22 protein-coding genes are annotated in these 24,511 nt (G+C 71.3%); 1 reads left to right on the forward strand and 21 read right to left on the reverse strand.

The window, feature by feature from the left end; genetic code table 11:
* Nucleotides 1–189: 189 nt before the first annotated feature.
* The 8 genes from pyrF to pyrR form a co-directional block, all read right to left on the reverse strand.
* Nucleotides 190–1,029, reverse strand: coding sequence for an orotidine-5'-phosphate decarboxylase (pyrF, locus tag ACZ45Z_RS15810; RefSeq protein ID WP_468362197.1), 840 nt, complete (start codon nt 1,027–1,029; stop codon nt 190–192).
* Complete coding sequence (locus tag ACZ45Z_RS15815) at nt 1,026–2,135, reverse strand: quinone-dependent dihydroorotate dehydrogenase (protein WP_468362385.1); 1,110 nt, start codon at nt 2,133–2,135, stop codon at nt 1,026–1,028. Before ACZ45Z_RS15815 ends, pyrF begins: the two co-directional genes overlap by 4 nt.
* A gap of 90 nt (nt 2,136–2,225) precedes the next feature.
* The gene (gene carB, locus ACZ45Z_RS15820) at nt 2,226–5,537 is read right to left on the reverse strand and encodes a carbamoyl-phosphate synthase large subunit (protein ID WP_468362199.1); all 3,312 of its coding nucleotides are present in this window, start codon (nt 5,535–5,537) and stop codon (nt 2,226–2,228) included.
* Nucleotides 5,530–6,672, reverse strand: coding sequence for a glutamine-hydrolyzing carbamoyl-phosphate synthase small subunit (gene carA, locus ACZ45Z_RS15825; RefSeq protein ID WP_468362201.1), 1,143 nt, complete (start codon nt 6,670–6,672; stop codon nt 5,530–5,532). Before carA ends, carB begins: the two co-directional genes overlap by 8 nt.
* The gene (locus tag ACZ45Z_RS15830; RefSeq protein WP_468362203.1) at nt 6,669–7,292 is read right to left on the reverse strand and encodes a PH-like domain-containing protein; all 624 of its coding nucleotides are present in this window, start codon (nt 7,290–7,292) and stop codon (nt 6,669–6,671) included. The genes carA and ACZ45Z_RS15830 overlap by 4 nt, the downstream gene beginning before the upstream one ends.
* On the reverse strand, nt 7,289–8,575 hold the full coding sequence (locus ACZ45Z_RS15835) for a dihydroorotase (protein ID WP_468362205.1): 1,287 nt from the start codon (nt 8,573–8,575) through the stop codon (nt 7,289–7,291). The genes ACZ45Z_RS15830 and ACZ45Z_RS15835 overlap by 4 nt, the downstream gene beginning before the upstream one ends.
* A 2-nt stretch (nt 8,576–8,577) precedes the next feature.
* Nucleotides 8,578–9,567: an aspartate carbamoyltransferase catalytic subunit gene (locus tag ACZ45Z_RS15840; RefSeq protein ID WP_468362207.1), complete on the reverse strand. Its 990-nt coding sequence runs from the start codon at nt 9,565–9,567 to the stop codon at nt 8,578–8,580.
* A gap of 93 nt (nt 9,568–9,660) precedes the next feature.
* Nucleotides 9,661–10,299, reverse strand: coding sequence for a bifunctional pyr operon transcriptional regulator/uracil phosphoribosyltransferase PyrR (pyrR, locus tag ACZ45Z_RS15845; protein ID WP_468362209.1), 639 nt, complete (start codon nt 10,297–10,299; stop codon nt 9,661–9,663).
* A gap of 222 nt (nt 10,300–10,521) precedes the next feature.
* Between pyrR and bldD the strand changes: the two genes are divergently transcribed.
* Nucleotides 10,522–11,022, forward strand: coding sequence for a transcriptional regulator BldD (gene bldD / locus ACZ45Z_RS15850; protein WP_136743645.1), 501 nt, complete (start codon nt 10,522–10,524; stop codon nt 11,020–11,022).
* A gap of 206 nt (nt 11,023–11,228) precedes the next feature.
* Here the strand turns inward: bldD and nusB are convergent, their stop codons facing one another.
* The 13 genes from nusB to ACZ45Z_RS15915 form a co-directional block, all read right to left on the reverse strand.
* Nucleotides 11,229–11,663, reverse strand: coding sequence for a transcription antitermination factor NusB (gene nusB / locus ACZ45Z_RS15855; RefSeq protein WP_468362212.1), 435 nt, complete (start codon nt 11,661–11,663; stop codon nt 11,229–11,231).
* A gap of 2 nt (nt 11,664–11,665) precedes the next feature.
* Nucleotides 11,666–12,232: an elongation factor P gene (efp, locus tag ACZ45Z_RS15860; protein WP_468362214.1), complete on the reverse strand. Its 567-nt coding sequence runs from the start codon at nt 12,230–12,232 to the stop codon at nt 11,666–11,668.
* A gap of 66 nt (nt 12,233–12,298) precedes the next feature.
* Nucleotides 12,299–13,405 carry an aminopeptidase P family protein gene (locus tag ACZ45Z_RS15865; RefSeq protein WP_468362216.1) on the reverse strand — a complete coding sequence of 369 codons (1,107 nt, stop codon included), beginning with the start codon at nt 13,403–13,405 and terminating at the stop codon, nt 12,299–12,301.
* Nucleotides 13,406–13,507: 102 nt separating this feature from the next.
* On the reverse strand, nt 13,508–14,401 hold the full coding sequence (locus tag ACZ45Z_RS15870; protein WP_468362218.1) for a Pro-rich N-terminal domain-containing protein: 894 nt from the start codon (nt 14,399–14,401) through the stop codon (nt 13,508–13,510).
* 262 nt (nt 14,402–14,663) lie between these two features.
* Nucleotides 14,664–15,104 carry a type II 3-dehydroquinate dehydratase gene (gene aroQ / locus ACZ45Z_RS15875; RefSeq protein WP_468362220.1) on the reverse strand — a complete coding sequence of 147 codons (441 nt, stop codon included), beginning with the start codon at nt 15,102–15,104 and terminating at the stop codon, nt 14,664–14,666.
* Nucleotides 15,101–16,192: a 3-dehydroquinate synthase gene (aroB, locus tag ACZ45Z_RS15880; RefSeq protein WP_468362222.1), complete on the reverse strand. Its 1,092-nt coding sequence runs from the start codon at nt 16,190–16,192 to the stop codon at nt 15,101–15,103. The genes aroQ and aroB overlap by 4 nt, the downstream gene beginning before the upstream one ends.
* Entirely contained in the window at nt 16,189–16,746 is a 558-nt protein-coding gene (locus ACZ45Z_RS15885) for a shikimate kinase (protein ID WP_468362224.1), read from the reverse strand. The genes aroB and ACZ45Z_RS15885 overlap by 4 nt, the downstream gene beginning before the upstream one ends.
* Nucleotides 16,743–17,927, reverse strand: a complete 1,185-nt coding sequence (gene aroC / locus ACZ45Z_RS15890) for a chorismate synthase (RefSeq protein ID WP_468362226.1) — start codon at nt 17,925–17,927, stop codon at nt 16,743–16,745. Before aroC ends, ACZ45Z_RS15885 begins: the two co-directional genes overlap by 4 nt.
* Nucleotides 17,928–18,077: 150 nt before the next feature.
* The gene (locus tag ACZ45Z_RS15895; protein ID WP_468362228.1) at nt 18,078–18,905 is read right to left on the reverse strand and encodes a shikimate dehydrogenase; all 828 of its coding nucleotides are present in this window, start codon (nt 18,903–18,905) and stop codon (nt 18,078–18,080) included.
* The gene (mltG, locus tag ACZ45Z_RS15900; RefSeq protein WP_468362230.1) at nt 18,902–20,749 is read right to left on the reverse strand and encodes an endolytic transglycosylase MltG; all 1,848 of its coding nucleotides are present in this window, start codon (nt 20,747–20,749) and stop codon (nt 18,902–18,904) included. The genes ACZ45Z_RS15895 and mltG overlap by 4 nt, the downstream gene beginning before the upstream one ends.
* Nucleotides 20,750–20,877: 128 nt before the next feature.
* The gene (gene ruvX, locus ACZ45Z_RS15905; protein WP_468362387.1) at nt 20,878–21,342 is read right to left on the reverse strand and encodes a Holliday junction resolvase RuvX; all 465 of its coding nucleotides are present in this window, start codon (nt 21,340–21,342) and stop codon (nt 20,878–20,880) included.
* Between the two features lie 14 nt (nt 21,343–21,356).
* Nucleotides 21,357–24,026, reverse strand: coding sequence for an alanine--tRNA ligase (gene alaS / locus ACZ45Z_RS15910; RefSeq protein WP_468362232.1), 2,670 nt, complete (start codon nt 24,024–24,026; stop codon nt 21,357–21,359).
* A complete protein-coding gene (locus tag ACZ45Z_RS15915) occupies nt 24,026–24,373 on the reverse strand; it encodes a DUF6167 family protein (RefSeq protein ID WP_468362234.1) in 348 nt (115 codons plus the stop codon). Before ACZ45Z_RS15915 ends, alaS begins: the two co-directional genes overlap by 1 nt.
* Between the last annotated feature and the right edge of the window lie 138 nt (nt 24,374–24,511).

A 24,511-nucleotide genomic window follows, 5' to 3' on the forward strand; every position in this document is an offset into this window, starting at 1 on the left:
GTCGGATACGGACCGGTGTGGAACCTAGTCGCCCCGCACCAGCGGAGCAACGAAGCAACGCTCTTACGTGCGGTGCTCTGCTCGGAGACTAGCGGCCGAGGGCGCCGGAGTCAGCGAGAACAGACGAAAAGTCCTGGTCAGACTCTGCTGACCAGGACATTTCGGGACCAAAGTCCTCGCCTGAGGGCCCTATCCGACCGCCGCGCGCACTTCGTCGGCGCAGCGGGCCGCGGCCTCGCGCAGCGCGCCGGCGTCCGGGCCGTGCCGCAGCACCCCCCGGCTGACGCTCGGGACGACGTTGCCGACCGCGGCGCCGAAGACGGTGGGAAGGTCGGCGGGGGTGGCGCCCTGCGCGCCGATCCCGGGCGCGAGCAGCGGGCCGTTGATCGACAAATCGAACGCCGACAGGTCGCCGAGGGTGGCGCCGACCACCGCGCCGAAGGAGCCCAGCGGCTCGGCGCCGGCGTTCTCCGCCGCAAGGTGGCCGAGCATCGTCGCCGCGACGCTGCGGCCGTCGTCGCGGACCGCGCGCTGCACCTCCTGGCCCTCGGGGTTGGAGGTGAGGGCGAGGGTGAAGACGCCGCAGCCGTTGCCACGGGCCAGGTCCAGAGCGGGGCGCAGCGAGCCGTAGCCGAGGAAGGGGCTGACGGTGACGGCGTCCGAGAACAGCGGGGAGTCCGGGTGGAGGTAGGTCTCGGCGTAGGCGGCCATGGTGGAGCCGATGTCGCCGCGCTTGGCGTCCATGAGGACCAGGGCGCCGCGCTCGCGGGCCTCCTCGACGGCCGTCTCCAGGACGGCGAGGCCGCGGGAGCCGAAGCGTTCGAAGAAGGCGGACTGCGGCTTGAGTACGGCGACGCGGTCGGCCAGCGCCTCCACGACGGTGCGGGTGAAGCGGGCCAGGCCCGCGACGTCGTCGTTCAGGCCCCAGTCGGCCAGCAGGGAGGCGTGCGGGTCGATGCCGACGCAGAGGGGACCGCGCTCGTCCATGGCGCGCCGCAGACGGGCCCCGAAGGGCTGCTGCTCACTCATCCGGTCACCTTCTTGTGCTCGGCGCCGACGGCCTCGGCGAGGGTGGCGTAGGGGCTGTTGCGCAGGCGGGCGGCCAGGCCCTTGTGGAGGGTGCGGCACCAGAAGGGGCCCTCGTAGATGAAGGCGCTGTAGCCCTGGACGAGGGTGGCGCCGGCCAGGATGCGCTGCCAGGCGTCCTCGGCGGTCTCGATGCCGCCGACCCCGACGAGGGTGATCCGGTCGCCGACGCGGGCGTACAGGCGGCGCAGGACCTCCAGGGAGCGCTCCTTGAGGGGCGCGCCGGACAGGCCGCCGGTCTCGGCGGCCAGGGCCGGGTCGGAGGCCAGGCCGAGGCTCTCGCGGGCGATGGTGGTGTTGGTGGCGATGATGCCGTCCAGGCCGAGTTCGAGGGCGAGGTCGGCGACGGCGTCGATGTCCGCGTCGGCGAGGTCGGGGGCGATCTTGACCAGGAGCGGGACGCGGCGGTCGGTCACCGTGCGGTCGGCGGCCTCGCGCACGGCCGTCAGCAGCGGGCGGAGGTGGTCGACCGCCTGGAGGTCGCGCAGGCCCGGGGTGTTGGGCGAGGAGACGTTGACGACCAGGTAGTCGGCGTGGGCGGCGAGCCGTTCGGTGGAGGTGACGTAGTCGCCGATCGCCTCTTCCTCCGGGACGATCTTGGTTTTGCCGATGTTGACGCCGACGGTCGTCGGGAAGACCGCCTCACGGGCGGCCAGGCGGGCCGCCACGGCCGCGGAACCGTCGTTGTTGAACCCCATGCGGTTGATGAGCGCGCGGTCCGGCACGAGGCGGAACAGGCGCTTTTTGGGGTTGCCGGGCTGGGCCTGGGCGGTGACGGTGCCGATCTCGACGTGGTCGAAGCCGAGCATGGTCATGCCGTCGATGGCGACGGCGTTCTTGTCGAACCCGGCGGCCAGGCCGAACGGGCCGTGCATCCGGCGGCCCAGTGCCTCGGTGCGCAGTTCCTTGTGGCGCGGCGCGAGGGCGGCGGCGAGGAAGGTGCGCAGCACGGGGACGCGGGCGGCCAGCCGAATCCACCGGAAGGCCAGGTGGTGGGCCTGCTCGGGGTCCATGCGCCGGAAGATCAGGTTGAAGAACAGGTGGTACATCGTTCGGTGGGGGCCTTCCGCGAGGAGGATCGAGGGGTCGAGGGGGCTCATGAAGAGGGGGACACCGAAACGGTGTCCCCCTCCCCGGCCCTACTCCTCGCGGGCCGCGGTCAGATGCCGCGCGTGTTCCTGGAGGGATCGCACGCCCACGTCGCCGCGGGACATGGCCTCGATGCCCTGTACGGCGGCGGCGAGCGCCTGGACCGTGGTCAGGCAGGGGATGCCGCGGGCCACGGAGGCGGTGCGGATGTCGTAGCCGTCGAGGCGGCCGCCGGTGCCGTAGGGGGTGTTGACGATCAGGTCGACCTGGCCGTCGTGGATGAGCTGGACGATGGTCTTCTCGCCGTTCGGGCCCTCGCCCTCGGACTGCTTGCGGACCACGGTGGCGTTGATGCCGTTGCGGCGCAGCACCTCGGCGGTGCCGGAGGTGGCGAGCAGTTCGAAGCCGTGCGCGACCAGTTCGCGGGCCGGGAAGATCATCGAGCGCTTGTCGCGGTTGGCGACGGAGACGAACGCGCGGCCCTTGGTGGGCAGCGCTCCGTAGGCGGCGGACTGGGACTTGGCGTAGGCGGTGCCGAAGACCGAGTCGATGCCCATGACCTCGCCGGTGGAGCGCATCTCCGGGCCGAGGACGGTGTCCACGCCGCGGCCCGAGGCGTCGCGGAAGCGCGACCAGGGCATGACGGCTTCCTTGACGGAGATCGGCGCGTCCAGCGGCAGGGTGCCGCCGTCGCCGGTCTTGGGCAGCATGCCCTCGGCGCGCAGTTCGGCGATGGTGGCGCCGAGCGAGATGCGGGCGGCGGCCTTGGCCAGCGGGACCGCGGTGGCCTTCGAGGTGAAGGGCACGGTGCGCGAGGCGCGCGGGTTGGCTTCGAGGACGTAGAGGATGTCCCCGGCCATCGCGAACTGGATGTTGATCAGACCGCGGACGCCGACGCCCTTGGCGATGGCCTCGGTGGAGGCGCGCAGCCGCTTGATGTCGTAGCCGCCCAGGGTGATGGGGGGCAGGGCGCAGGCGGAGTCGCCGGAGTGGATGCCGGCTTCCTCGATGTGCTCCATGACGCCGCCGAGATAGAGCTCGGTGCCGTCGTAGAGGGCGTCGACGTCGATCTCGATGGCGTCGTCGAGGAAGCGGTCGATGAGGACCGGGTGCTTGTCGATGAGGCCGGCGTGGCGGGTGAGGTACTCGCCCAGCGACGGCTCGTCGTAGACGATCTCCATGCCGCGGCCGCCCAGCACGTAGGAGGGGCGGACCATGACCGGGTAGCCGATCTCGGTGGCGATCTTCTTGGCCTCCTCGAAGGAGAAGGCGGTGCCGTACTTGGGCGCGGGCAGGCCGGCCTCGGTCAGCACGCGGCCGAAGGCGCCGCGCTCCTCGGCGAGGTCGATCGCCTCGGGCGAGGTGCCGACGATCGTGACGCCGTTGTCCTTGAGCCCCTGCGCCAGGCCCAGCGGGGTCTGGCCGCCGAGCTGGACGATGACGCCGGCGACGGGCCCGGCCTGGGTCTCGGCGTGGACGATCTCCAGGACGTCCTCCAGGGTGAGCGGCTCGAAGTAGAGCCGGTCGGAGGTGTCGTAGTCGGTGGAGACGGTCTCGGGGTTGCAGTTGACCATCACGGTCTCGTAGCCGGCCTCGCTGAGGGCGAAGGAGGCGTGGACGCAGGAGTAGTCGAACTCGATGCCCTGGCCGATGCGGTTGGGGCCGGAGCCGAGGATGATCACGGCCGGCTTCTCACGCGGCGCGACCTCGCTCTCCTCGTCGTAGGAGGAGTAGAAGTACGGCGTCTTGGCGGCGAACTCGGCGGCGCAGGTGTCGACCGTCTTGTAGACCGGGCGGACCCCCAGGGCGTGCCGGACCTCGCGGACGACGTCCTCGCGCAGGCCGCGGATCGCCGCGATCTGCGCGTCGGAGAAGCCGTAGCGCTTGGCCTCGGCGAGGATCTCGGGGCCGAGCTTGTCGGCCGCCGCGATCTCGTCCGCGATCTCCTTGACCAGGAAGAGCTGGTCGACGAACCACGGGTCGATCTTCGTGGCGTCGAAGACCTCCTCGGGGGTGGCGCCGGCCCGGATGGCCAGCATCACGGTGTTGATCCGGCCGTCGGTGGGGACCTGCGCGAGCTCCAGGAGTGCGGCCTTGTCGCCGGGCGGGGCGACGAAGTCGAACTGGCTGCCCTTCTTCTCCAGCGAGCGCAGCGCCTTGTTGAGCGCCTCGGGGAAGTTGCGGCCGATGGCCATGGCCTCGCCGACCGACTTCATGGTCGTGGTGAGGGTGGCGTCGGCGGCCGGGAACTTCTCGAAGGCGAAGCGCGGGACCTTGACGACGACGTAGTCGAGGGTCGGCTCGAAGGACGCCGGCGTCTTCTCGGTGATGTCGTTGGGGATCTCGTCGAGGGTGTAGCCGACGGCGAGACGGGCCGCGATCTTGGCGATCGGGAAGCCGGTGGCCTTCGACGCCAGCGCCGAGGAGCGCGAGACGCGCGGGTTCATCTCGATGACGATGATCCGGCCGTCCACGGGGTTGACCGCGAACTGGATGTTGCAGCCGCCGGTGTCGACGCCGACCTCGCGGATGATCGCGATGCCGATGTCGCGGAGCCGCTGGTACTCGCGGTCGGTCAGCGTCATCGCCGGGGCGACGGTGATGGAGTCGCCGGTGTGCACGCCCATCGGGTCGAAGTTCTCGATGGAGCAGACGACCACGACGTTGTCGTTCTTGTCGCGCATCAGCTCCAGCTCGTACTCCTTCCAGCCGAGGATGGACTCCTCCAGGAGCACCTCGGTGGTCGGCGAGAGGGTCAGGCCCTGGCCGGCGATGCGGCGCAGTTCCTCCTCGTCGTGGGCGAAGCCGGAGCCGGCGCCGCCCATGGTGAAGGAGGGGCGGACGACGACGGGGTAGCCGCCGAGCTCCTCGACGCCGGCCAGCACGTCGTCCATGGAGTGGCAGATGACCGAGCGGGCGGACTCGCCGTGGCCGATCTTGTCTTTGACGGCCTCGACGACGCCCTTGAACAGGTCGCGGTCCTCGCCCTTGTTGATCGCCTCGACGTTGGCGCCGATCAGCTCGACGCCGTACTTCTCCAGCACACCCTGCTCGTGCATGGAGATCGCGGTGTTCAGCGCGGTCTGGCCGCCCAGCGTGGGCAGCAGCGCGTCGGGGCGCTCCTTGGCGATGATCTTCTCGACGAACTCCGGGGTGATCGGCTCGACGTAGGTGGCGTCGGCGATCTCGGGGTCGGTCATGATCGTGGCCGGGTTGGAGTTGACCAGGATGACCCGCAACCCCTCGGCCTTGAGGACCCGGCACGCCTGGGTGCCGGAGTAGTCGAATTCCGCGGCCTGGCCGATGACGATCGGGCCGGAGCCGATGACCAGGACGGACTGGATATCGGTGCGCTTAGGCACGCTCGGCCTCCATCAGGGATACGAAGCGGTCGAAGAGGTACGCGGCGTCGTGCGGGCCGGCGGCCGCCTCGGGGTGGTACTGGACGCTGAAGGCCGGCTGGTCGAGGAGGTGCAGACCCTCCACCACGTTGTCGTTGAGGCAGACGTGGGAGACCTCGGCGCGGCCGAAGGGGGTGTCGGAGACCTTGTCGAGCGGCGCGTCGACGGCGAAGCCGTGGTTGTGCGCCGTGACCTCGACCTTGCCGGTCGTACGGTCCTGCACGGGCTGGTTGATGCCCCGGTGGCCGTACTTGAGCTTGAAGGTGCCGAAGCCCAGGGCGCGGCCCAGGATCTGGTTGCCGAAGCAGATGCCGAACAGCGGAGTCTTGCGCTCCAGCACTCCCCGCATGACGGAGACGGGGTGGTCGGCGGTGGCGGGGTCGCCGGGGCCGTTGGAGAAGAACACGCCGTCGGGGCCGACGGCGTAGACGTCCTCGACGGTCGCGGTGGCGGGCAGGACGTGCACCTCGATGCCGCGCTCGGCCATGCGGCGCGGGGTCATGCCCTTGATGCCCAGGTCGATCGCGGCGACGGTGAACTTCTTGGTGCCGATCGCCGGGACGACGTAGGGCTCCTGGGTGGCGACCTCGGCGGACAGGTCCGCGCCACGCATCTCGGGGGCCTGGCGCACCTTGGCCAGCATCGCCGCTTCGTCGACCAGGGCGTCACCGGAGAAGATGCCCACCCGCATGGCACCGCGCTCGCGCAGGTGGCGGGTCAGCGCGCGGGTGTCGATACCGCTGATGCCGACGACGCCCTGCGTGACGAGCTCGTCGTCGAGGGAGCGCGCCGAGCGCCAGTTGGAGGGGATGCGGGCGGGGTCGCGCACCACGTAGCCCGCGACCCAGATCTTCAGGGACTCGTCGTCCTCGTCGTTCACGCCGGTGTTGCCGATGTGCGGGGCGGTCATGACGACGACCTGGCGGTGGTACGAGGGGTCGGTCAGCGTCTCCTGGTAGCCGGTCATGCCGGTGGAGAACACCGCCTCGCCGAAGGTCTCCCCCACGGCCCCGTAGGCACAGCCGCGGAAGCTACGGCCGTCCTCCAGGACGAGTACGGCGGGAACCTTCGCGGTTCCCCTGGTGGAGGTCGTCATCGTGCGCCTTCCGTTTCGGTGTGCTCGGTGTGCTCGGTGTGCTCGGTGTGTTCGGTGGTGCTCGTGGTGTGTGCGGTGATGCTCAGTTCGTTGACGGCCGTGACCCAGGCCGGGTGCTCGGCCGCCCGGTCGGAGCGGAAGCCGGAGTCGATCTCCTTGCCGCCGTGCTCCCAGGTGACGACCAGCAGGCCGCCCTCGGGCAGGACCTTGCCCGCGATGCCCTTGTCCAGGCGCGCGCCGCGCAGCGCGGCGGCCGGCACGTGGAAGTCCGCGGCGCCCGGCCGCAGGACCTCCAGGCCCTGGTCGGTCAGCGTCAGCTCCACGCGGCTGCGGGTGCCCAGACCGCGCGCGACGATCCGGTCGAGCCACTGCCCGGCGGTCGTGGAGCCGTGGTAGCGGCCGCTGAGCTTCAGCCGCGGCTCGCCCGACCCGGCGGGCGGGGCGGGCAGCTCGGGCAGGTCGCCCTGGAGGGTGCCGCGCCACTTCCAGCCCTGGCGCATCAGCCAGTAGACGAACACGACGAACAGCAGCAGGCCGACGACCCAGCCGATACGGGCCGCCCAGTCGGTGACCTCGGCGGACTTGGGCGCCGCGGCCAGAAGGATCAAAGAAGGAGTCACGCCAGCTTCCCGTCGACGACCGTTGCCCGGCCCCGCAGGAAGGTGTGGGTGACGCGTCCCGGCAGCTCACGACCCTCGTAGGGGGTGTTGCGGCTGCGGGAGGCGAAGCCCGCGGGGTCCACCACTCCACGGTAAGCGGAATCGACGAGCGTGAGGTTGGCGGGCTCACCAGCCGAGATGGCCCGGCCGTGGCCTTCGAGGCGGCCGATGCGGGCGGGGCGGAAGGACATCCGGTCGGCGACGCCGGCCCAGTCCAGCAGCCCGCTGTCGACCATCGTGTGCTGCACGACGGACAGCGCGGTCTCCAGGCCGACCATGCCCATGGCCGCGACACCCCACTCGCAGTCCTTGTCCTCGTGCGGGTGCGGGGCGTGGTCGGTGGCGACGCAGTCGATGGTGCCGTCGGCGAGCGCCTCGCGCAGCGCCATGACGTCGGCCTCGGTGCGCAGCGGCGGGTTCACCTTGTAGACGGGGTTGTAGGACCGTACGAGCTCGTCGGTGAGCAGGAGGTGGTGGGGGGTGACCTCGGCGGTGACGTTCCAGCCCTTGGACTTGGCCCAGCGGACCAGCTCGACGGAGCCGGCGGTGGAGAGGTGGCAGATGTGCACCCGGGAGCCGACGTGCGCGGCGAGCAGCACGTCGCGGGCGATGATCGACTCCTCGGCGACGGCGGGCCAGCCGCCCAGTCCCAGCTCGGCGGAGACGATGCCCTCGTTCATCTGGGCGCCCTCGGTCAGCCGGGGCTCCTGGGCGTGCTGGGCGACGACGCCGTCGAACGCCTTCACGTACTCCAGGGCGCGTCGCATGATCACGGCGTCGTCCACGCACTTGCCGTCGTCGGAGAAGACCCGGACGCCGGCCGCGGATTCGTGCATCGCGCCGAGCTCGGCGAGCTTCTTGCCCTCCAGGCCGACGGTGACCGCGCCGACCGGCTGCACGTCGCAGTAGCCGGACTCGCGGCCCAGCCGCCAGACCTGCTCGACGACGCCGGCGGTGTCGGCGACGGGGAAGGTGTTGGCCATGGCGTGGACGGCGGTGAAGCCGCCGACGGCCGCGGCCTTGGTGCCGGTCAGGACGGTCTCGGAGTCCTCGCGGCCCGGCTCGCGCAGGTGGGTGTGCAGGTCGACCAGTCCGGGCAGCAGGATCCGGCCGTCCGCTTCGATGACCTGGGCGCCCTCGGCGCTCAGTCCCGTGCCCACCTCGGCGATGGTCTCGCCGTCGATCAGGACGTCCTGCGGCTCGCCACCGAGGACCTTCGCCCCGCGAATAAGGATCTTGCTCATGGTTACTTCGTCTCCTCGGTGCGGGGGCTGGTGGCGGCGGTGAGGGCGGGTTCGTTGCCGCCCAGAAGCAGATAGAGGACCGCCATACGGATGCTGACACCGTTGGTGACCTGTTCGACGGCGGTGCAGCGCGGCGAGTCGGCGACCTGCGCGGTGATCTCCATGCCGCGGTTCATCGGGCCGGGGTGCATCACGATCGCGTGCTCGGGCATCCGGGCCATGCGGTCGCCGTCCAGGCCGTAGCGGCGCGCGTACTCGCGCTCGGTGGGGAAGAAGGCCGCGTTCATCCGCTCGCGCTGGACCCGCAGCATCATGACCGCGTCGGAGGCGGCGACCACGGAGTCCAGGTCGTAGGAGACCTCGCAGGGCCACTTCTCCACGCCGATCGGCACCAGGGTCGGCGGGGCGACGAGGGTGACGTGGGCGCCGAGCGTGGTCAGCAGGTGGACGTTCGAGCGGGCGACGCGGCTGTGCAGGATGTCGCCGACGATCGTGATGCGGCGGCCGGCGAGGTCCTTGCCCAGGCCGGCGTCGGCGCCGACGAGCCGGCGGCGCATCGTGAAGGCGTCCAGCAGGGCCTGGGTGGGGTGCTCGTGGGTGCCGTCACCGGCGTTGACCACCGAACCGCCGATCCAGCCGGAGGTGGCCAGGCGGTGCGGGGCGCCGGAGTCGTGGTGGCGGATGACGACGGCGTCGGCGCCCATCGCCTCCAGCGTCAGCGCGGTGTCCTTGAGCGACTCGCCCTTGGAGACCGACGAGCCCTTGGCGGAGAAGTTGATGACATCGGCCGACAGCCGTTTGGCGGCGGCCTCGAAGGAGATGCGGGTGCGGGTGGAGTCCTCGAAGAAGAGGTTGACGACGGTGCGTCCGCGCAGGGTGGGGAGTTTCTTGATCGGCCGGTCCGCGACCCGGGCCATCTCCTCGGCGGTGTCGAGGATCAGGACGGCGTCGTCGCGGGTGAGGTCGGCGGCCGAGATGAGGTGACGCTTCATCCGGGTTTCTCCGTGAGTGAGGAGGTGTGCGGGAATGTCCGTCGAGCAGGCGTGCGGGCGGGCCCGGGGTCGCCGGGTCCGCTCGGCGGTGCGCTAGCGCTCGCCGGCCGGGGCGGTGGGCTCGGCCTGGCCGGCGTCGGCGGTGGGGCCGGTGCGCGGCGCGGCGGAGCGCACGCCGAGCAGCACGGCGTCCCGGCCGTCCTCCTCGGTGAGCTGGACCTTGACCGTCTCCCGCAGCGAGGTGGGGAGGTTCTTGCCGACGTAGTCGGCGCGGATGGGCAGTTCGCGGTGGCCGCGGTCCACCAGGACCGCCAGTTGCACGGCGCGCGGCCGTCCGATGTCGCCCAGCGCGTCCAGGGCGGCGCGGATCGTGCGCCCGGAGAAGAGGACGTCGTCCACCAGGAGGACGAGGCGGCCTTCGATGCCGTCGGCGGGGATCTCGGTGCGACCGAGCGTGCGGGCCGGGCCCAGGCGCAGGTCGTCGCGGTACATCGTGATGTCGAGCGAGCCGACGGGGACCGTGCGGCCGGTGATGTCCTGGAGCTTGTCGGCCAGCCGGCGGGCGAGGAACACGCCGCGGGTGGGAATTCCCAGCAGCACCACGTCGTCGGCGCCCTTGGCGCGTTCGACGATCTCGTGGGCGATGCGGGTCAGCATCCGCGCGATGTCGGGGCCTTCGAGGACCGGGCGCGCGGGGGCCTCGGCCGGTGCGTCGGAACTGCTTGCGTCCATACGAAACGGACCTCCTTCTCCGCCTCACGGGACGGACCTTAAAGGACGTCGAAATTACGGTCCCCAGGCTACCAGGGGGCGCGCCAGGAGCCGCGCGCGCCCCTGACGGGCCACGCTCTGCCCCGTTCGGCTTGACGAAGCCAAATTACGCTGCGTAACCTCACAGTGAGTTACCAGCCGCGCGGCGGAGCCGCATATCGATATAGCTGTCTGGGGAGCTTTATGTCCAGCGAATACGCCAAACAGCTCGGGGCCAAGCTCCGCGCCATCCGTACCCAGCAGGGCCTCTCTCTCCACGGTGTCGAGGAGAAGTCGCAGGGCCGCTGGAAGGCCGTAGTGGTGGGCTCGTACGAGCGCGGCGACCGTGCCGTGACCGTGCAGCGCCTCGCCGAGCTGGCGGACTTCTACGGTGTGCCGGTGCAGGAACTGCTGCCGGGCACCACACCGGGCGGCGCGGCCGAGCCGCCGCCGAAGCTGGTGCTGGACCTGGAGCGCCTCGCCCACGTCCCGCAGGAGAAGGCGGGTCCGCTGCAGCGGTATGCCGCCACGATCCAGAGTCAGCGCGGTGACTACAACGGCAAGGTCCTGTCGATCCGCCAGGACGACCTGCGCACCCTCGCGGTCATCTACGACCAGTCGCCCTCGGTGCTGACCGAGCAGCTCATCAGTTGGGGCGTGCTGGACGCCGACGCGCGCCGCGCCGTGGCGCACGACGACATCTGACGGCGCTCCCGCCCTCTGCAGAAACGTACCGCCGCCCCGGGCCACCGGGGCGGCGGTTTCGTCATACCGGCCCCGCGCACCCGGCCCGGCTGACACGCGTGGGGCTCCTGGGGTGGTTGCGCACCCCCAGCCGGCCGCCTGCGGGCATGGGAAGGGCCCGGAGCATCCTGCTCGCTCCGGGCCCTTCCACGCTCTCAGCCGTCCGCCTACCGCGTTTCGCGGCGCAGTCCCGGCTTCAGCTCCTTGAACCGGCCCAGAAGGCCGTTGACGAAGGCCGGGGAGTCGTCCGTGGAGAACTCCTTGGCGAGCTGTACGGCTTCGTCGATCGCCACCGCGTCCGGGATCTCGTCCACCCAGATCAGCTCGTAGGCGCCGAGCCGCAGGATGTTGCGGTCGACGACCGGCATCCGGTCCAGGTCCCAGTCGACGGAGTAGGTGGAGATCAGGTCGTCGATGCGATCGGTGTGGTCCGCGTACCCCTCGACCAACTGCAGGGTGTACTCGTTCAACGGCGGCTGCCGGGGGTCGGTCCGGGCGTGCCGCATCCAGTCCGCGAGCACGGACTGCACGTCGGCCCCGCGCTGGTCGGCCTCGAAGAGGATCTGGAAGGCGCGCTTACGGGCCTTGTTGCGGGCAGCCACGGTTAGCTGTTCACCCGACCGAGGTACTCGCCGGAGCGGGTGTCGACCTTGATCTTCTCACCGGTCGTGATGAAGAGCGGCACCTGGATCTCGTAGCCGGTCTCCAGGGTGGCGGGCTTGGAACCGCCGGTGGAGCGGTCGCCCTGCACGCCGGGCTCGGTGTGCTGGATGGTGAGCTCGACGGCGGCCGGCAGCTCGACGTAGAGCACCTCGCCCTCGTGCTGCGCCACAACCGCCTCGAAGCCCTCAAGCAGGAAGTTCGCGGCGTCGCCGACGGCCTTGCGGTCGACCATGAGCTGGTCGTAGGTGTCCATGTCCATGAAGACGAAGTAGTCGCCGTCCATGTACGAGAACTGCATCCCGCGCTTGTCGACAGTGGCCGTCTCGACCTTCACACCGGCGTTGAAGGTCTTGTCCACCACCTTGCCGGAGAGCACGTTCTTCAGCTTGGTGCGGACGAAGGCCGGGCCCTTACCGGGCTTGACGTGCTGGAACTCGACGACGGACCAGAGCTGGCCGCCTTCGAGCTTGAGCACCAGGCCGTTCTTGAGGTCGTTCGTGGAAGCCACGGTTGCGGAATCTCCTGGACTGCGGATGGTGGGTACCTCGAAGCCGCACGCCGTGGACCCTCCGGGTCACAGCGCGAGCAGCTCCTTGGTCGTGATCGTGAGTAGCTCGGGCCCGCCGTCCGCCTCGGGGCGGACGACGAGTGTGTCGTCGATCCGGACACCCCCGCGGCCCGGGAGATGAACCCCTGGATCGACGGTGACCGGTACGCAAGCGTCCAGTTTACCCATGGCGGCAGGCGACAACTGAGGGTCCTCGTCGATTTCGAGTCCCACCCCGTGCCCGGTCCACGGGCCCAGTCCCTCACCGTACCCCGCCGCGTCAAGGACATGACGCGTCACACGGTCCACCTCGCGGCACTCCACACCCGGTGCCAGCGCCTCCCGGCCGGCCCTCTGGGCTGCGAAAACGAGATCGTAGAGCTCGATCTGCCAGTCCGCGGGCGAGGTGCCGATGACGAAGGTCCGGCCGATCTCGCAGCGGTAGCCGCGGTAGTTGGCGCCCAGCGCGACGGTCAGGAAGTCCCCCTCCTCCACCCGCCGGTCCGTAGGAACATGGCCGGGGCGTCCCGAATTCTGGCCGGTGGCGACGGACGTGGGGAACGCCGGGCCGTCCGCCCCGTGGTCGACCAGGCGGCGCTCCAGCTCCAGCGCCAGATGCCGCTCGGTCCGGCCGACCAGGATGGATTCCAGCAGCTCGCCGAGCGCCTGGTCGGTGATCTCGGCGGCGATCCGCAGGCAGGCGATCTCGTCGTCGTCCTTGACCAGGCGCTGCGCCTCGACCGCGCAGGCCAGGTCGGTCAGCCGCAGGCGGGGGGCGACCTGGGAAAGCGCCCGGTGCCGGGTGACGGTCAGGTGGTGTTCCTCGACGGCCAGGCTGTCCGCGCCGGCCTTCGCGGCCAGATCGGCGCCGGCCACGACGGGGTCGCCACCGCGGGTGGGCAGCACGCTCACCCGTACGCCGTCGGTGGGGCGGCCCTCGGAGGGGTCACCGCTCAGGGGCTGGCCGCAGACCAGGACGGCGTCGGCCGGGCTCAGCAGCAGCGCGGCGCCGGGCGGCGCGCAGCCGGTGAGGTAGCGGACGTTGGCGGGGCGCGAGATCAGGGCCGCGGCGCTTCCGGTCGCGGCGCAGCGGTCGCGCAGCCGCGTGCGTCGGACCGCGTACATCTCGGACATATCCCGAGCGTACGGCCGGTCCCCGCGGGCGGCCGGTCGGGAGGGCCGCCCGGGGGACACGGGCCCGGACAAGGCCGGGCAAGGCCCGGATGAGGGGTCCGGCTACCAGCTCGGCGGGCTGGCGATGCTGCGGGCGACGACATCGTCCAGCACCCGCACCGTCGTGGCGACGTCGTGCGAGGAGTTGTCGATGATCGGCAGCCCGGAGCCGTACCAGCCGGCCATCCGGCCGTGGATACGGGCCACCTCTTCGTCGGAGAGCCGGCGGTTGCCGCTGCGCCGGGCGTTGCGCTCCAGGACGATCTCCAGGCCCGGCAGCAGCACGATCGGCAGCAGCCCGGGACCCACGTGACGCTTCCAGCCGCCGAGGCCGACGACCGGCCGGTCGGGGAAGACGGCGTCGTCGAGGATGCAGGAGATGCCGTTGGCGAGGAAGTTGCGGGCCGCGAAGCCGCAGGTGCGGCGGGCGAGACGGTACTGCGCCTCGGAGTGGTCGTTCCAGCCCGCCTGGGGGTCGGCGAAGCCGGAGCGGACCCATTCGCGGACGTCGTCCAGGCTGATGTGCGCGGTCGGCACCCGCCGGGTGTCGGCCCAGTGCCGGGCGACGCTGGTCTTGCCCGCGCCGGCCGGGCCGATGAGCAGCACCGCGACGGCCGCGTGGGCGGCATCGGGCGCGGTGGCGCCGGACGGCGGGCTGGGCAGCGGCACCGGGTCGCCGGCGGGCAGCCGGATCTGGCCGGTGAGGTCGGCGCTGTGCCCCGTGGGCGGGGCCTGGCGCGGCGCGGGTCCGTTCCAGCCCTGGCCGGGGGTGCCGGGGGCGGGCGGCGCCGGGGGCGGCGGGGCGACGTGCGGGGCCGGCGCCGGTGGGGACGGCGGCGGGCCGGGCGGCAGGGGCCGGCTGTGGTCAGGGGTCCAGTTCATGGTGGCGCCCGGGCCCTCGGGGCCCGGCTCCGGCCGGCGGGGCGGTGGCAGCGGAGCCCCCACTGCGTACTGCATCCGGTGGCTCTCCGTCTCGTGCGGTCGACGTGGTGCGGTGCTCCCCCGGCTGACGCCGGGTGGGGCTGCCCCCGGCGGCAGCCGGGAGTGTTCCCAGACGCCGGGGCGGACTGCCCGGTGCCGTGCGGCAACCGACCGGCCCGGAGGGGCCGTTGTGCCCGCAGCCGGCGTTCTGGGCGGTGGTGGTGCGAACGGTACTCTGCCACCCCCGGCGCTCAGTACGGCAACGGCCGGGGGTGGCGGGAAGTGCCCTGGTGCCGCGTCAGTCGTCCAGTTCCCCGGCCAGCGCGCGCAGCGCGAGGCGGTAGGAGCCGATGCCGAAACCGGCGACGGTACCGCTGGCGACGGCCGCGATCACCGAATTATGGCGGAACTCCTCGCGGGCGTACGGGTTGGAGATGTGCACCTCGATGAGCGGGGCGGTGCGCTGGGCCGCGGCGTCCCGCATCGCGTACGAATAGTGCGTGAAGGCTCCGGGGTTGATGACGACCGGAATCGACGCGTCCGCGGCTTCGTGCAGCCAGCGGATCATCTCCCCCTCGTCGTTGGTCTCGCGGACCTCGGGCGCCAGGCCCAACTCCGCGCCGAGCGTGGTGCATTGCTCCACCAGGCCCGCGTAGGAGGTGGCGCCGTACACATCGGGCTCGCGCGAGCCCAGGCGGCCCAGGTTGGGGCCGTTGAGCACCAGGACGCGACGGGTCATGCGGCGATCTCCGCGTGCGCGGCGAGCAGCAGGGCCGGGTCCGGGGCCTCCAGGACCGTCGGCTTGGCGAGGCCGTCCAGGACGATGAACCGCAGCCGGTCGCCGCGCGACTTCTTGTCGACCTTCATGGTCTCCAGCAGCTTGGGCCACTGGTCGCCGCGGTAGGTCAGCGGCAGCCCGACGGATTCCAGGACGGCGCGGTGCCGGTCGGCGGTGGCGTCGTCCAGGCGGCCGGCGATCCGGCCCAGTTCGGCGGCGAAGACCATGCCGACGGAGACGGCCGCGCCGTGCCGCCAGTTGTAGCGCTCGTTCTTCTCGATGGCGTGCGCCAGGGTGTGGCCGTAGTTGAGGATCTCGCGCAGCCCCGACTCCTTGAGGTCGGCGGAGACCACCTCGGCCTTGACCCGGATCGCCCGCACGATCAGCTCGGCGGTGTGCGCGCCGTCGGGCCTCTTGGCGCCCTCGGGGTCGGCCTCGATGAGGTCGAGGATCACCGGGTCGGCGATGAAACCGGCCTTGATGACCTCGGCCAGGCCGGAGACGTAGTCGTGCACCGGCAGCGAATCGAGCGCGGCGAGGTCGCACAGGACACCGGCCGGCGGGTGGAAGGCGCCGACGAGGTTCTTGCCCTCGGCGGTGTTGATGCCGGTCTTGCCGCCGACCGCGGCGTCGACCATGCCCAGGACCGTCGTGGGGACGGCGATCCAGCGCACGCCGCGCAGCCAGGTCGCGGCCACGAAACCCGCCAGGTCGGTGGTGGCGCCGCCGCCGACGCCGACGATCACGTCGCTGCGGGTGAAGCCGGTCTGGCCGAGCGCCTTCCAGCAGTACGCGGCGACCTCGGCCGTCTTGGCCTCCTCCGCGTTCGGCAACTGGATGGCGATCGCCTCGAAGCCCTGGGCCGCGAGGTCCTCGCGCAGCGCCTCGCCCGTGGCGGCCAGCGCCTCGGGGTGCAGCACGGCGACCCGCTGCGCGCTCGCGCCGATCAGGCCCGGGAGTTCCCCGAGCAGTTGCCGCCCGACGAGCACCTCGTAGGGGTCGGTGCCCGCCGTACCGCCGACCTGGATACGGGTGGCCTGCTCCGTCATGCCTGTTCCTCCCTGTCGGCGGCCTGCCGGGTGTCTCCCGGTGCCCGCCCTTGCTCCAAAGCGTCCAGGACCGCCTCGACGACCTGGTCGGGGGTGCGGTCCCCCGTGGCGATCACGGCGCGGGCGACCTCGACGTACAGCGGACGGCGGTGCTCCATCAGCTCGCGCCACCGCTTGCGCGGATTGACGGTCAGCAGCGGGCGCGGGGCGTCCAGGCCCACCCGCTTGACGGCGTCGGCGAGTTCGACGTCCAGGAAGATCACCGGCAGGCCGTCCAGCAGCTTGCGGGTGCCGGCGTCCAGGATCGCGCCGCCGCCGAGGGCGAGCACGCCCTGGTGGTCCTCCAGGGCGGTGCGGACCGCCTCCCGCTCCAGCGCGCGGAAGTGCGGCTCGCCCTCGTCGATGAAGATCTCCGCGATCGGCCGGCCGGCCGTGGCGACGATGTCGGCGTCCGTGTCGCGGTAGCCGACGCCGAGCCGCTCGGCCAGCAGCGCGCCCACGGTGGACTTGCCCGCTCCGGGCGGGCCGACGAGTACGGCGACCGGCGGGGTCACTTGATCGCCAGGTTGTCGAGGAAGGCGCGGACGTTGCGCCGGGTCTCCGGCACGCTGTCGCCGCCGAACTTCTCCACCACCGCGTCCGCCAGGACCAGCGCGACCATGGCCTCGGCGACGATGCCGGCGGCCGGCACCGCGCAGACATCGGAGCGCTGGTGGTGGGCCTTGGTCGCCTCGCCGGTGCTGACGTCGACCGTCGCCAGGGCGCGCGGCACCGTCGCGATCGGCTTCATCGCGGCGCGCACCCGCAGGAGTTCGCCGGTGGTCAGGCCGCCCTCGGTGCCGCCGGAGCGGCCCGAGGTGCGCTTGAGCCCCTCGTCGGTGGAGACGATCTCGTCGTGCGCCTTCGAGCCCGGCACCCGCGCCAGGTCGAAGCCGTCGCCGACCTCGACTCCCTTGATGGCCTGGATGCCCATGAGGGCGGCGGCCAGCCGGGCGTCCAGGCGGCGGTCCCAGTGGACGTGCGAGCCGAGGCCGACCGGGACGCCGTAGGCGAGCACCTCGACGACGCCGCCGAGGGTGTCGCCGTCCTTGTGGGCCTGGTCGATCTCCGCGACCATCGCCTTGCTCGCGTCCGCGTCCAGGCAGCGCACCGGGTCCGCGTCGAGCTTGTCGACGTCGGAGGGCTTGGGGTAGACGCCGTAGGGGGCCTTCGCCGCCGCCAGCTCCACGACGTGGGAGACGATCTCGATGCCGGCCGTCTCCTTCAGGAAGGAGCGGGCGACGGCGCCCAGCGCGACCCGGGCGGCGGTCTCCCGGGCGGAGGCGCGCTCCAGGATCGGGCGGGCCTCGTCGAAGCCGTACTTCTGCATGCCGGCGAGGTCGGCGTGGCCGGGCCGGGGCCGGGTCAGCGGGGCGTTACGGGCCAGTGCGGCCAGCTCCGCCTCGTCCACCGGGTCCGCCGCCATGACCTGTTCCCACTTGGGCCACTCGGTGTTGCCGACCATGATGGCCACCGGCGAGCCCAGTGACAGGCCGTGCCGTACGCCGCCCAGGAACGTGATCTCGTCCTGCTCGAACTTCATCCGGGCACCGCGGCCATAGCCGAGCCTGCGCCTGGCCAGCGCGTCCGCCACCAACTCGGTGGTGATCGGAACGCCGGCCGGAAGGCCCTCCAGCGTCGCCACGAGTGCGGGGCCGTGCGACTCCCCCGCCGTCAGCCAGCGCAACCTGCTCAACGGTGCTCCTCATGTACTGCTCATCCGCGTACGGTCTCCCTCTGATCCTCCCACGTCGCGCCCGTCAGGCGGCGCCCAGTCCAGGGTGCGGACCACGGCGGGGCGGGACGGACAGGGGCGGGCGGGGCCGCCGGGAGCGGGGCCGGGCGATCAGCGTGCGGCGAGTGCCGCCTCGCCGGCCTCCCGCATCACGGCCAGCGGGGCGGGTGCCCGGCCGGTCATCTGCTCCACCTGGAGCACCGCCTGGTGCACCAGCAGGTCCAGGCCGCCGACGACCGCGCCGCCGCGGGTGGCCCAGGCGGTGGCCAGGGTCGTCGGCCAGGGCTCGTAGAGGACGTCGAAGAGCGTGCCGGGCCGGTCGGGGACGGCCGCGGCGAGCGCGTCGGTGGTCCCGGCCGGGGTCGTGGCGATGACCAGCGGCGCCCGCAGCGCTTCGGCGGCGTCCTCCCAGGGGGCGGTCCGGACGGCGACGCCCAGCCGCTCGCCCCAGCCGCGCATCTCGTCGGCGCGGGCCGCGCTGCGGACGTACGCGGTGACCTCGCCGGCGCAGATCCGCGACAGCGCGGCGAGCGCCGAGGAGGCGGTGGCGCCGGCGCCGAGGATCGCGGCCCGCTCGACCTGCCCCACCCCGCGCTCGCCGAGCGCGGCGAGCATGCCGGGGATGTCGGTGTTGTCACCGACGCGGCGCCCGTCGGGGGTGAAGACGACGGTGTTCACCGCCTCGACCGAGGCCGCGGTGTCGCTGACCTCGTCCAGCAACGGCATCACGGCCCGCTTGAGCGGCATGGTCAGCGACAGCCCCGCCCAGGCGGCGTCCAGCTTCTCCAGGAAGGCGGGCAGCGCCGCCTCGTCGACCTCGAAACGGTCGTAGGTCCAGTCGGTCAGGCCCAGCGCCTCGTAGGCGGCGCGGTGCAGCACCGGGGAAAGAGAGTGCGCGATGGGCGAGCCGAGGACCGCCGCCCGGTGTGTGGGGCTCATTGCTTGGCTTTCTCGCGTTCCTTTTCGTAGATACGACGGTTTCGCTCGTGCTCTTCGTTCGTCTCGGCGAAGAGGGTCTTCTCCGGGTTGATCGAGACGAAGTAGTACCAGTTTCCCTGGGCCGGATTGATGGCCGACTTGATCGCCAGGTCACCGGGGTTCCCGATCGGTCCCGGCGGCAGACCCTTGAACTTGTACGTGTTGTAGGGATCGTTGAACTGCCGGAGATCGTCGACGGATCCGGTGTCGAGCGTACTTTCCGTCCGGGCGTAATTCACCGTCGAATCGAAGTCGAGCAAACCGTACGTCTCGGTGTTGTTCGGCTTGAGGCGGTTGTAGACGACTCGCGCGACCTTTTCGAAGTCATGCTTGTACTTGCCCTCCGCCTGCGTGAGGCTCGCGACGGTGAGCAGTTTCATCGGCGAGTCGAGGTGGAGCTTGCGGGCGTTGGCCTCCAGGTCGTACTTCTCGTACGCCTGAGTGGCCCGTGCCACCATCTCCTTGAGCACATCCGCCGGTTTCGCCCGGTCCCCGACGCTGTACGTCGAGGGGAAGAGGAAGCCCTCCAGCGGGTCCTTTATGTTCCGTGAGTCGTTGGCCCAGGACGGCAGTCCGAGGTTCTTGGCCTGGCTCACGGCGACCTTTTTGGTGGTGCCCTTCGTGAGTTTCAGCTTTTGGTCGATGAGGGTGTAGACGGCGCTGGAGCGCAGGCCCTCGCGGATGGTCAGACCGTTGCGGCTCTTGGGATCGAGCATCAGGTCGATGGCCTCGGCGGCGGACATTTTCTTGCGCAGCGAATACGTGCCGGGCTGCAGGGTCTGCGCCTTCTTGTTCTCCTCGGCCGCCTCGGTGAACGCGCCGGCGCTCTTGATCACGCCTTCGCGCGCGAGGATCCGGCCCATCTCCGAGAGCGGGGAGTCGGGCGGGATGTCCACCTGGACCGCGCCGGAGCCGGCGCCCTCGTAGTCGGGCGCGGAGCCGAAATGGCTCATGAAGAAGTCGTAGCCGAAGTAGCCGACGACGCCCACGGCTCCGGCGAAGACCAGCGTGACGACCAGGCAGGCGGTGCCACTGCGCCGCTTCTTCTTCTTGCCGCGGCCGTCGCGGCCGGAGGAGGGGCGCTCGCCGCGCGGACCGGTGGCGCGGTCGTCCGCGTCGTCCTCGGCGTCGTAGGAGTCGGCGAAGAACGCGTGCTCGGGGTCCGCCGCACGCTCGTGCGGCTGCGGTTCGGCCCGCCAGTCGTCCCCAGCGGCGTCGAACCGCGGCTCGGCCGGATCACCCTGCTGCGGGTACTGCTCCTGATGCCGATGCTGCGACGGGGGCTGAGAGTGCCCCTGGCGCTGAGAGTGCCCCTGATATTGCCGCTGGTCCGGAAACTGCTGCTGCTCTTGGTACTGCTCGTGCTCTTGGTACTGCTGGCGCTCTTGGTGCTGTGGGCGCTCTTGGTACTGCTGGTCCTGGTACTGCCGCTGCTCGTGGTACTGCTGCTGGTCCTGGAGCCGCTGCTGCGCCTGGTACTGCTGCGCTTCCTGGAACTGCTGCTGCTCTTGGTACTGCTGCGCTTCCTGGAACTGCTGCTGCTCTTGGTACTGCTGCTGGTACTGCCGCTGCTGCCCGTAGGGGTCGTGCGGGTCGTACGCCGGCTGCCCGCCCCCCGCGCCGTCCCAGCCGTCGCCGTACTGCTGCTGGGAATACGCCTCGGCTTGCTGCTGGGGATACGGCTCGGACTGCTGCCCGCCCCATTGGGGCTGCTGCGCCTGGCCTTCGTAGGAACCCTGGTCTCCGTAGAGCGGGTCCTCCGGATGCCACGGTTCGGAGCCGTAGCCCCGGCCATACTCGGTCATCGATCCCCTAGAGCCGAGAGGCGGTGCGCTCCTTCACGGCAGCGCGCCTGCTGTAACGATCCGCCTCTACTTGCACGAGCGACTGTTCGAACGGCCGCCGTATCGCGCGGAACGTTACCGTACCGCGATCAGATGACCACTTCGACGCTCTCGCCCGGCGGTTGCCCCGAGGACCGCTCGGTCTCCAGGGCGCTCTGCAGGATGACCACCGCGGCCGCCTGGTCGACCACCGAGCGGCCCTTCTTGCTCCGGACCCCGGAGGCCCGCAGGCCCTGCGTCGCGGTGACCGTCGACATCCGCTCGTCCACCAGCCGGACCCCTACGGGTGCGATGTTCCGGGCCAGTTCGCGGGCGAACGTCCGGACCTTGGCCGCGGCCGGCCCCTCTCCCCCGTTGAGGGAGCGGGGCAGGCCGACCACCACTTCGAGCGGCTCGTACTCGTCGACAAGTGCCGCCAGGCGCCGGTGTGCTGACGGTACGTCACGTCCGGGCACGGTCTCGACGGGGGTGGCGAGGATCCCGTCGGGGTCGCACGAGGCGACCCCGATGCGGGCGTCCCCGACATCCACCGCGAGCCGTCTGCCGCGTCGCAGGGTGCTCACGCGGTTCAGGCCGCCTCGGCGACGAGCCGCTCGACGGCCTGGATGGCCTCGGGCACCGCGGTGGCGTCCTGGCCGCCGCCCTGGGCGACGTCCGGCTTGCCGCCGCCGCCTCCGCCCAGCGTCTTGGCGGCCGCGCGGACCAGCTCGCCGGCCTTGATGCCGCGCTCGCGGGCGGCCTCGTTTGTGGCGATGACCGTCACCGGGCGACCGCCGGCGATCGTGAACAGGGCCACCACGGCGGGCCGGTCACCGGGGATCCGGCCGCGCACGTCGAGGACCAGCTTGCGCAGGTCGTCGGCGGAGGTGCCGTCCGGCACCTGGCCGGCGGCCAGCGCCACGCCGCGCACGTCCTTGGCGTCGGCGGCCAGGCCGGCGGCGGCCTGGAGCACCTTCTCGGCCCGGAACTTCTCGATCTCCTTCTCGGCGTCCTTCAGCTTGGACAGGACACCGGAGATCTTCTCGGGCAGCTCTTCCGGGCGGCCCTTGACCAGGTCGGTCAACTGCGAGACGACGGTGTGCTCACGGGCCAGGAACTTGTAGGCGTCCACACCGACCAGCGCCTCGACGCGGCGTACGCCGGAGCCGATGGAGGACTCGCCGAGCAGCTTCACCAGACCGAGCTGGGCGGTGTTGCGCACGTGCGTGCCGCCGCACAGCTCCTTGGAGAAGTCGCCGATGGTGACGACGCGTACCCGGTCGCCGTACTTCTCGCCGAACTCGGCGATGGCGCCCTGCTTCTTGGCGTCCTCCATGCTCATGACCTCGGCCTGCACATCCAGCTCCCGGGCGAGCACCTCGTTGATCTTCTGCTCGACGTCCGTGAGGACCCCGCCGGGCACGGCGGCCGGCGAACCGAAGTCGAAGCGGAAGCGGCCGGGGGCGTTCTCCGAGCCGGCCTGGGCGGCCGTGGGCCCCAGCGCGTCACGCAGCGCCTGGTGGGTGAGGTGGGTGGCGCTGTGGGCGCGGGCGATGGCGCGCCGGCGGGTGACGTCGATGGCGGCGAAAGCGGAGGCGCCGAGCACCACCTCGCCGACCTGGACGACGCCCTTGTGGACCGTGACGCCCGGCACCGGCTGCTGGACGTCGCGGATCTCGACGACGGCGCCGGAGTCCAGCTTCAGCCGGCCGGTGTCGGCCTGCTGGCCGCCGCCCTCGGCGTAGAAGGGGGTGCGGTCCAGGACGACCTCGACCTCGTCGCCCTCGTGGGCGGCGGGGGCCGGCACGCCGCCCACCAGGAGGCCCACGACGGTGGACTCGCCCTCGGTGGCGGTGTATCCGGTGAATTCCGTGGTGCCGGACTTGTCGGCGACCTCGCGGTAGGCGGACAGGTCGGCGTGGCCCTGCTTCTTGGACCGGGCGTCGGCCTTGGCGCGCTCGCGCTGCTCCTTCATCAGGCGCCGGAAGCCGTCCTCGTCCACCGAAACGCCCTGTTCGGCGGCCATTTCGAGGGTGAGGTCGATCGGGAAGCCCCAGGTGTCGTGGAGCAGGAACGCCTTGTCGCCGGGCAGCACCGCGCCGCCGGCGGCCTTGGTCTCCGTCACGGCGGTGTCGAGGATGTTCGTGCCGGCCTTCAGCGTCTTGACGAAGGCGGCCTCCTCGGCGAGGGCGACGGTCTCGATGCGCCGGCGGTCCTGGAGCAGCTCCGGGTACTGCCGGCCCATGGTGTCCAGGACGACGTCCAGCAGCTCGCCGACGACCAGGCCGTCGGCGCCGAGCAGCCGCATGTTGCGGATGGCGCGGCGCATGATGCGGCGCAGGACGTAGCCGCGGCCTTCGTTGCCGGGGGTGACGCCGTCGCCGATGAGCATCGTGGAGGTGCGGATGTGGTCGGCGACCACGCGCAGCGAGACGTCGGTGGCCTCCGCGGCGCCGTAGCGCACACCGGAGAGCTCGGTGGCCTTGTCGATGACGACACGCAGGGTGTCCGTCTCGTACATGTTGGGGACGTCCTGGAGGATCATCGCCAGGCGTTCGAGGCCGAGTCCGGTGTCGATGTTCTTGCTGGGCAGGTCGCCGAGGATCTCGAAGTCCTCCTTGCCGGTGCCCGCGCCGCGCTCGTACTGCATGAAGACCAGGTTCCAGATCTCCACGTACCGCTCGTCGTTGACGGCCGGGCCGCCCTCGACGCCGAAGGCCGGGCCGCGGTCGTAGTTGATCTCGGAGCACGGGCCGCAGGGACCCGGGACGCCCATCGACCAGTAGTTCTCCGACTTGCCCAGGCGCTGGATCCGCTCGGCGGGGACGCCGACGACCTCGCGCCAGATCCGCTCGGCCTCGTCGTCGTCGAGGTAGACGGTGATCCAGAGCTTCTCCGGGTCGAGGCCGTAGCCGCCGTCGGCCTGCGAGCTGGTCAGCAGCTCCCAGGCGTAGGTGATGGCGCCTTCCTTGAAGTAGTCGCCGAAGGAGAAGTTGCCGCACATCTGGAAGAACGTGCCGTGCCGGGTGGTCTTGCCGACCTCTTCGATGTCCGGGGTGCGCACGCACTTCTGGACGCTGGTGGCACGCGGTGCGGGCGGCTTGACCTCGCCGAGGAAGTACGGCTTGAAGGGGACCATGCCCGCGTTGACGAGCAGCAGCGTCGGGTCGTCCGCGATGAGCGACGCCGACGGCACGACGGTGTGCCCGCGCTCCTCGAAGAAGCGCAGCCAGCGGCGGCGGATTTCAGCCGACTCCATCAGTGGTCCTCATTTCCAGTCGGTCCGGTCAGCCCGGTCGGTCCGGTTGTTCTCGTGGTTCGGTAATGCGGTTCGAGCACCGCGCGCGTGCGCGGTCCGGGCAGCTCCGTCACGTCGCCCCGCTCACCGAGACCGAGGGCGTCGTGCAGTTGCTCTTCACGGTCCGCCATTCCGGTGCGTACGTCCAATGCGAATTGGCGCAGCCGGTGTCCGGTCTCGACCGCCTTTTCGGCGGCCTGCGCCGCGAGGCTGTCGGGCTGCAGCTTGCGCAGCTTGCGGTGGACCTTGTTGGTGGCCCAGACGCCGGCGGCGGCGCCGGTGGTGAACCAGAATGCGCGGCGGAACATCGCTGTGATCAGTCCTTGGAGCGACGGTTGCGGGGGGCGCCGCGGCGGGGGGGGGGGAAGGGGGGGGCGAAAAAGACGCCCTTCTTTTCTCTTGCTCCCCACCCGAAAAAACCCATCTCGAGGAAGAAGCAGCTCTCC

Source organism: Streptomyces sp. NPDC031210 (assembly GCF_055570395.1).

What these genes read in the sequence shown, in the direction of transcription:
- pyrF (WP_468362197.1), bottom strand. Translation starts at nt 1,029, where the DNA reads ATGAGTGAGCAGCAGCCCTTCGGGGCCCGTCTGCGGCGCGCCATGGAC.
- ACZ45Z_RS15840 (WP_468362207.1), bottom strand. Translation starts at nt 9,567, where the DNA reads ATGAAGCGTCACCTCATCTCGGCCGCCGACCTCACCCGCGACGACGCC.
- ACZ45Z_RS15915 (WP_468362234.1), bottom strand. Translation starts at nt 24,373, where the DNA reads ATGTTCCGCCGCGCATTCTGGTTCACCACCGGCGCCGCCGCCGGCGTC.
- pyrR (WP_468362209.1), bottom strand. Translation starts at nt 10,299, where the DNA reads ATGGACGCAAGCAGTTCCGACGCACCGGCCGAGGCCCCCGCGCGCCCG.
- aroQ (WP_468362220.1), bottom strand. Translation starts at nt 15,104, where the DNA reads ATGACCCGTCGCGTCCTGGTGCTCAACGGCCCCAACCTGGGCCGCCTG.
- ACZ45Z_RS15895 (WP_468362228.1), bottom strand. Translation starts at nt 18,905, where the DNA reads ATGAGCCCCACACACCGGGCGGCGGTCCTCGGCTCGCCCATCGCGCAC.
- ACZ45Z_RS15865 (WP_468362216.1), bottom strand. Translation starts at nt 13,405, where the DNA reads ATGTCCGAGATGTACGCGGTCCGACGCACGCGGCTGCGCGACCGCTGC.
- ACZ45Z_RS15815 (WP_468362385.1), bottom strand. Translation starts at nt 2,135, where the DNA reads ATGTACCACCTGTTCTTCAACCTGATCTTCCGGCGCATGGACCCCGAG.
- bldD (WP_136743645.1), top strand. Translation starts at nt 10,522, where the DNA reads ATGTCCAGCGAATACGCCAAACAGCTCGGGGCCAAGCTCCGCGCCATC.
- ACZ45Z_RS15870 (WP_468362218.1), bottom strand. Translation starts at nt 14,401, where the DNA reads ATGCAGTACGCAGTGGGGGCTCCGCTGCCACCGCCCCGCCGGCCGGAG.
- carA (WP_468362201.1), bottom strand. Translation starts at nt 6,672, where the DNA reads ATGACGACCTCCACCAGGGGAACCGCGAAGGTTCCCGCCGTACTCGTC.
- alaS (WP_468362232.1), bottom strand. Translation starts at nt 24,026, where the DNA reads ATGGAGTCGGCTGAAATCCGCCGCCGCTGGCTGCGCTTCTTCGAGGAG.
- ACZ45Z_RS15835 (WP_468362205.1), bottom strand. Translation starts at nt 8,575, where the DNA reads ATGAGCAAGATCCTTATTCGCGGGGCGAAGGTCCTCGGTGGCGAGCCG.
- mltG (WP_468362230.1), bottom strand. Translation starts at nt 20,749, where the DNA reads ATGACCGAGTATGGCCGGGGCTACGGCTCCGAACCGTGGCATCCGGAG.
- aroB (WP_468362222.1), bottom strand. Translation starts at nt 16,192, where the DNA reads ATGACGGAGCAGGCCACCCGTATCCAGGTCGGCGGTACGGCGGGCACC.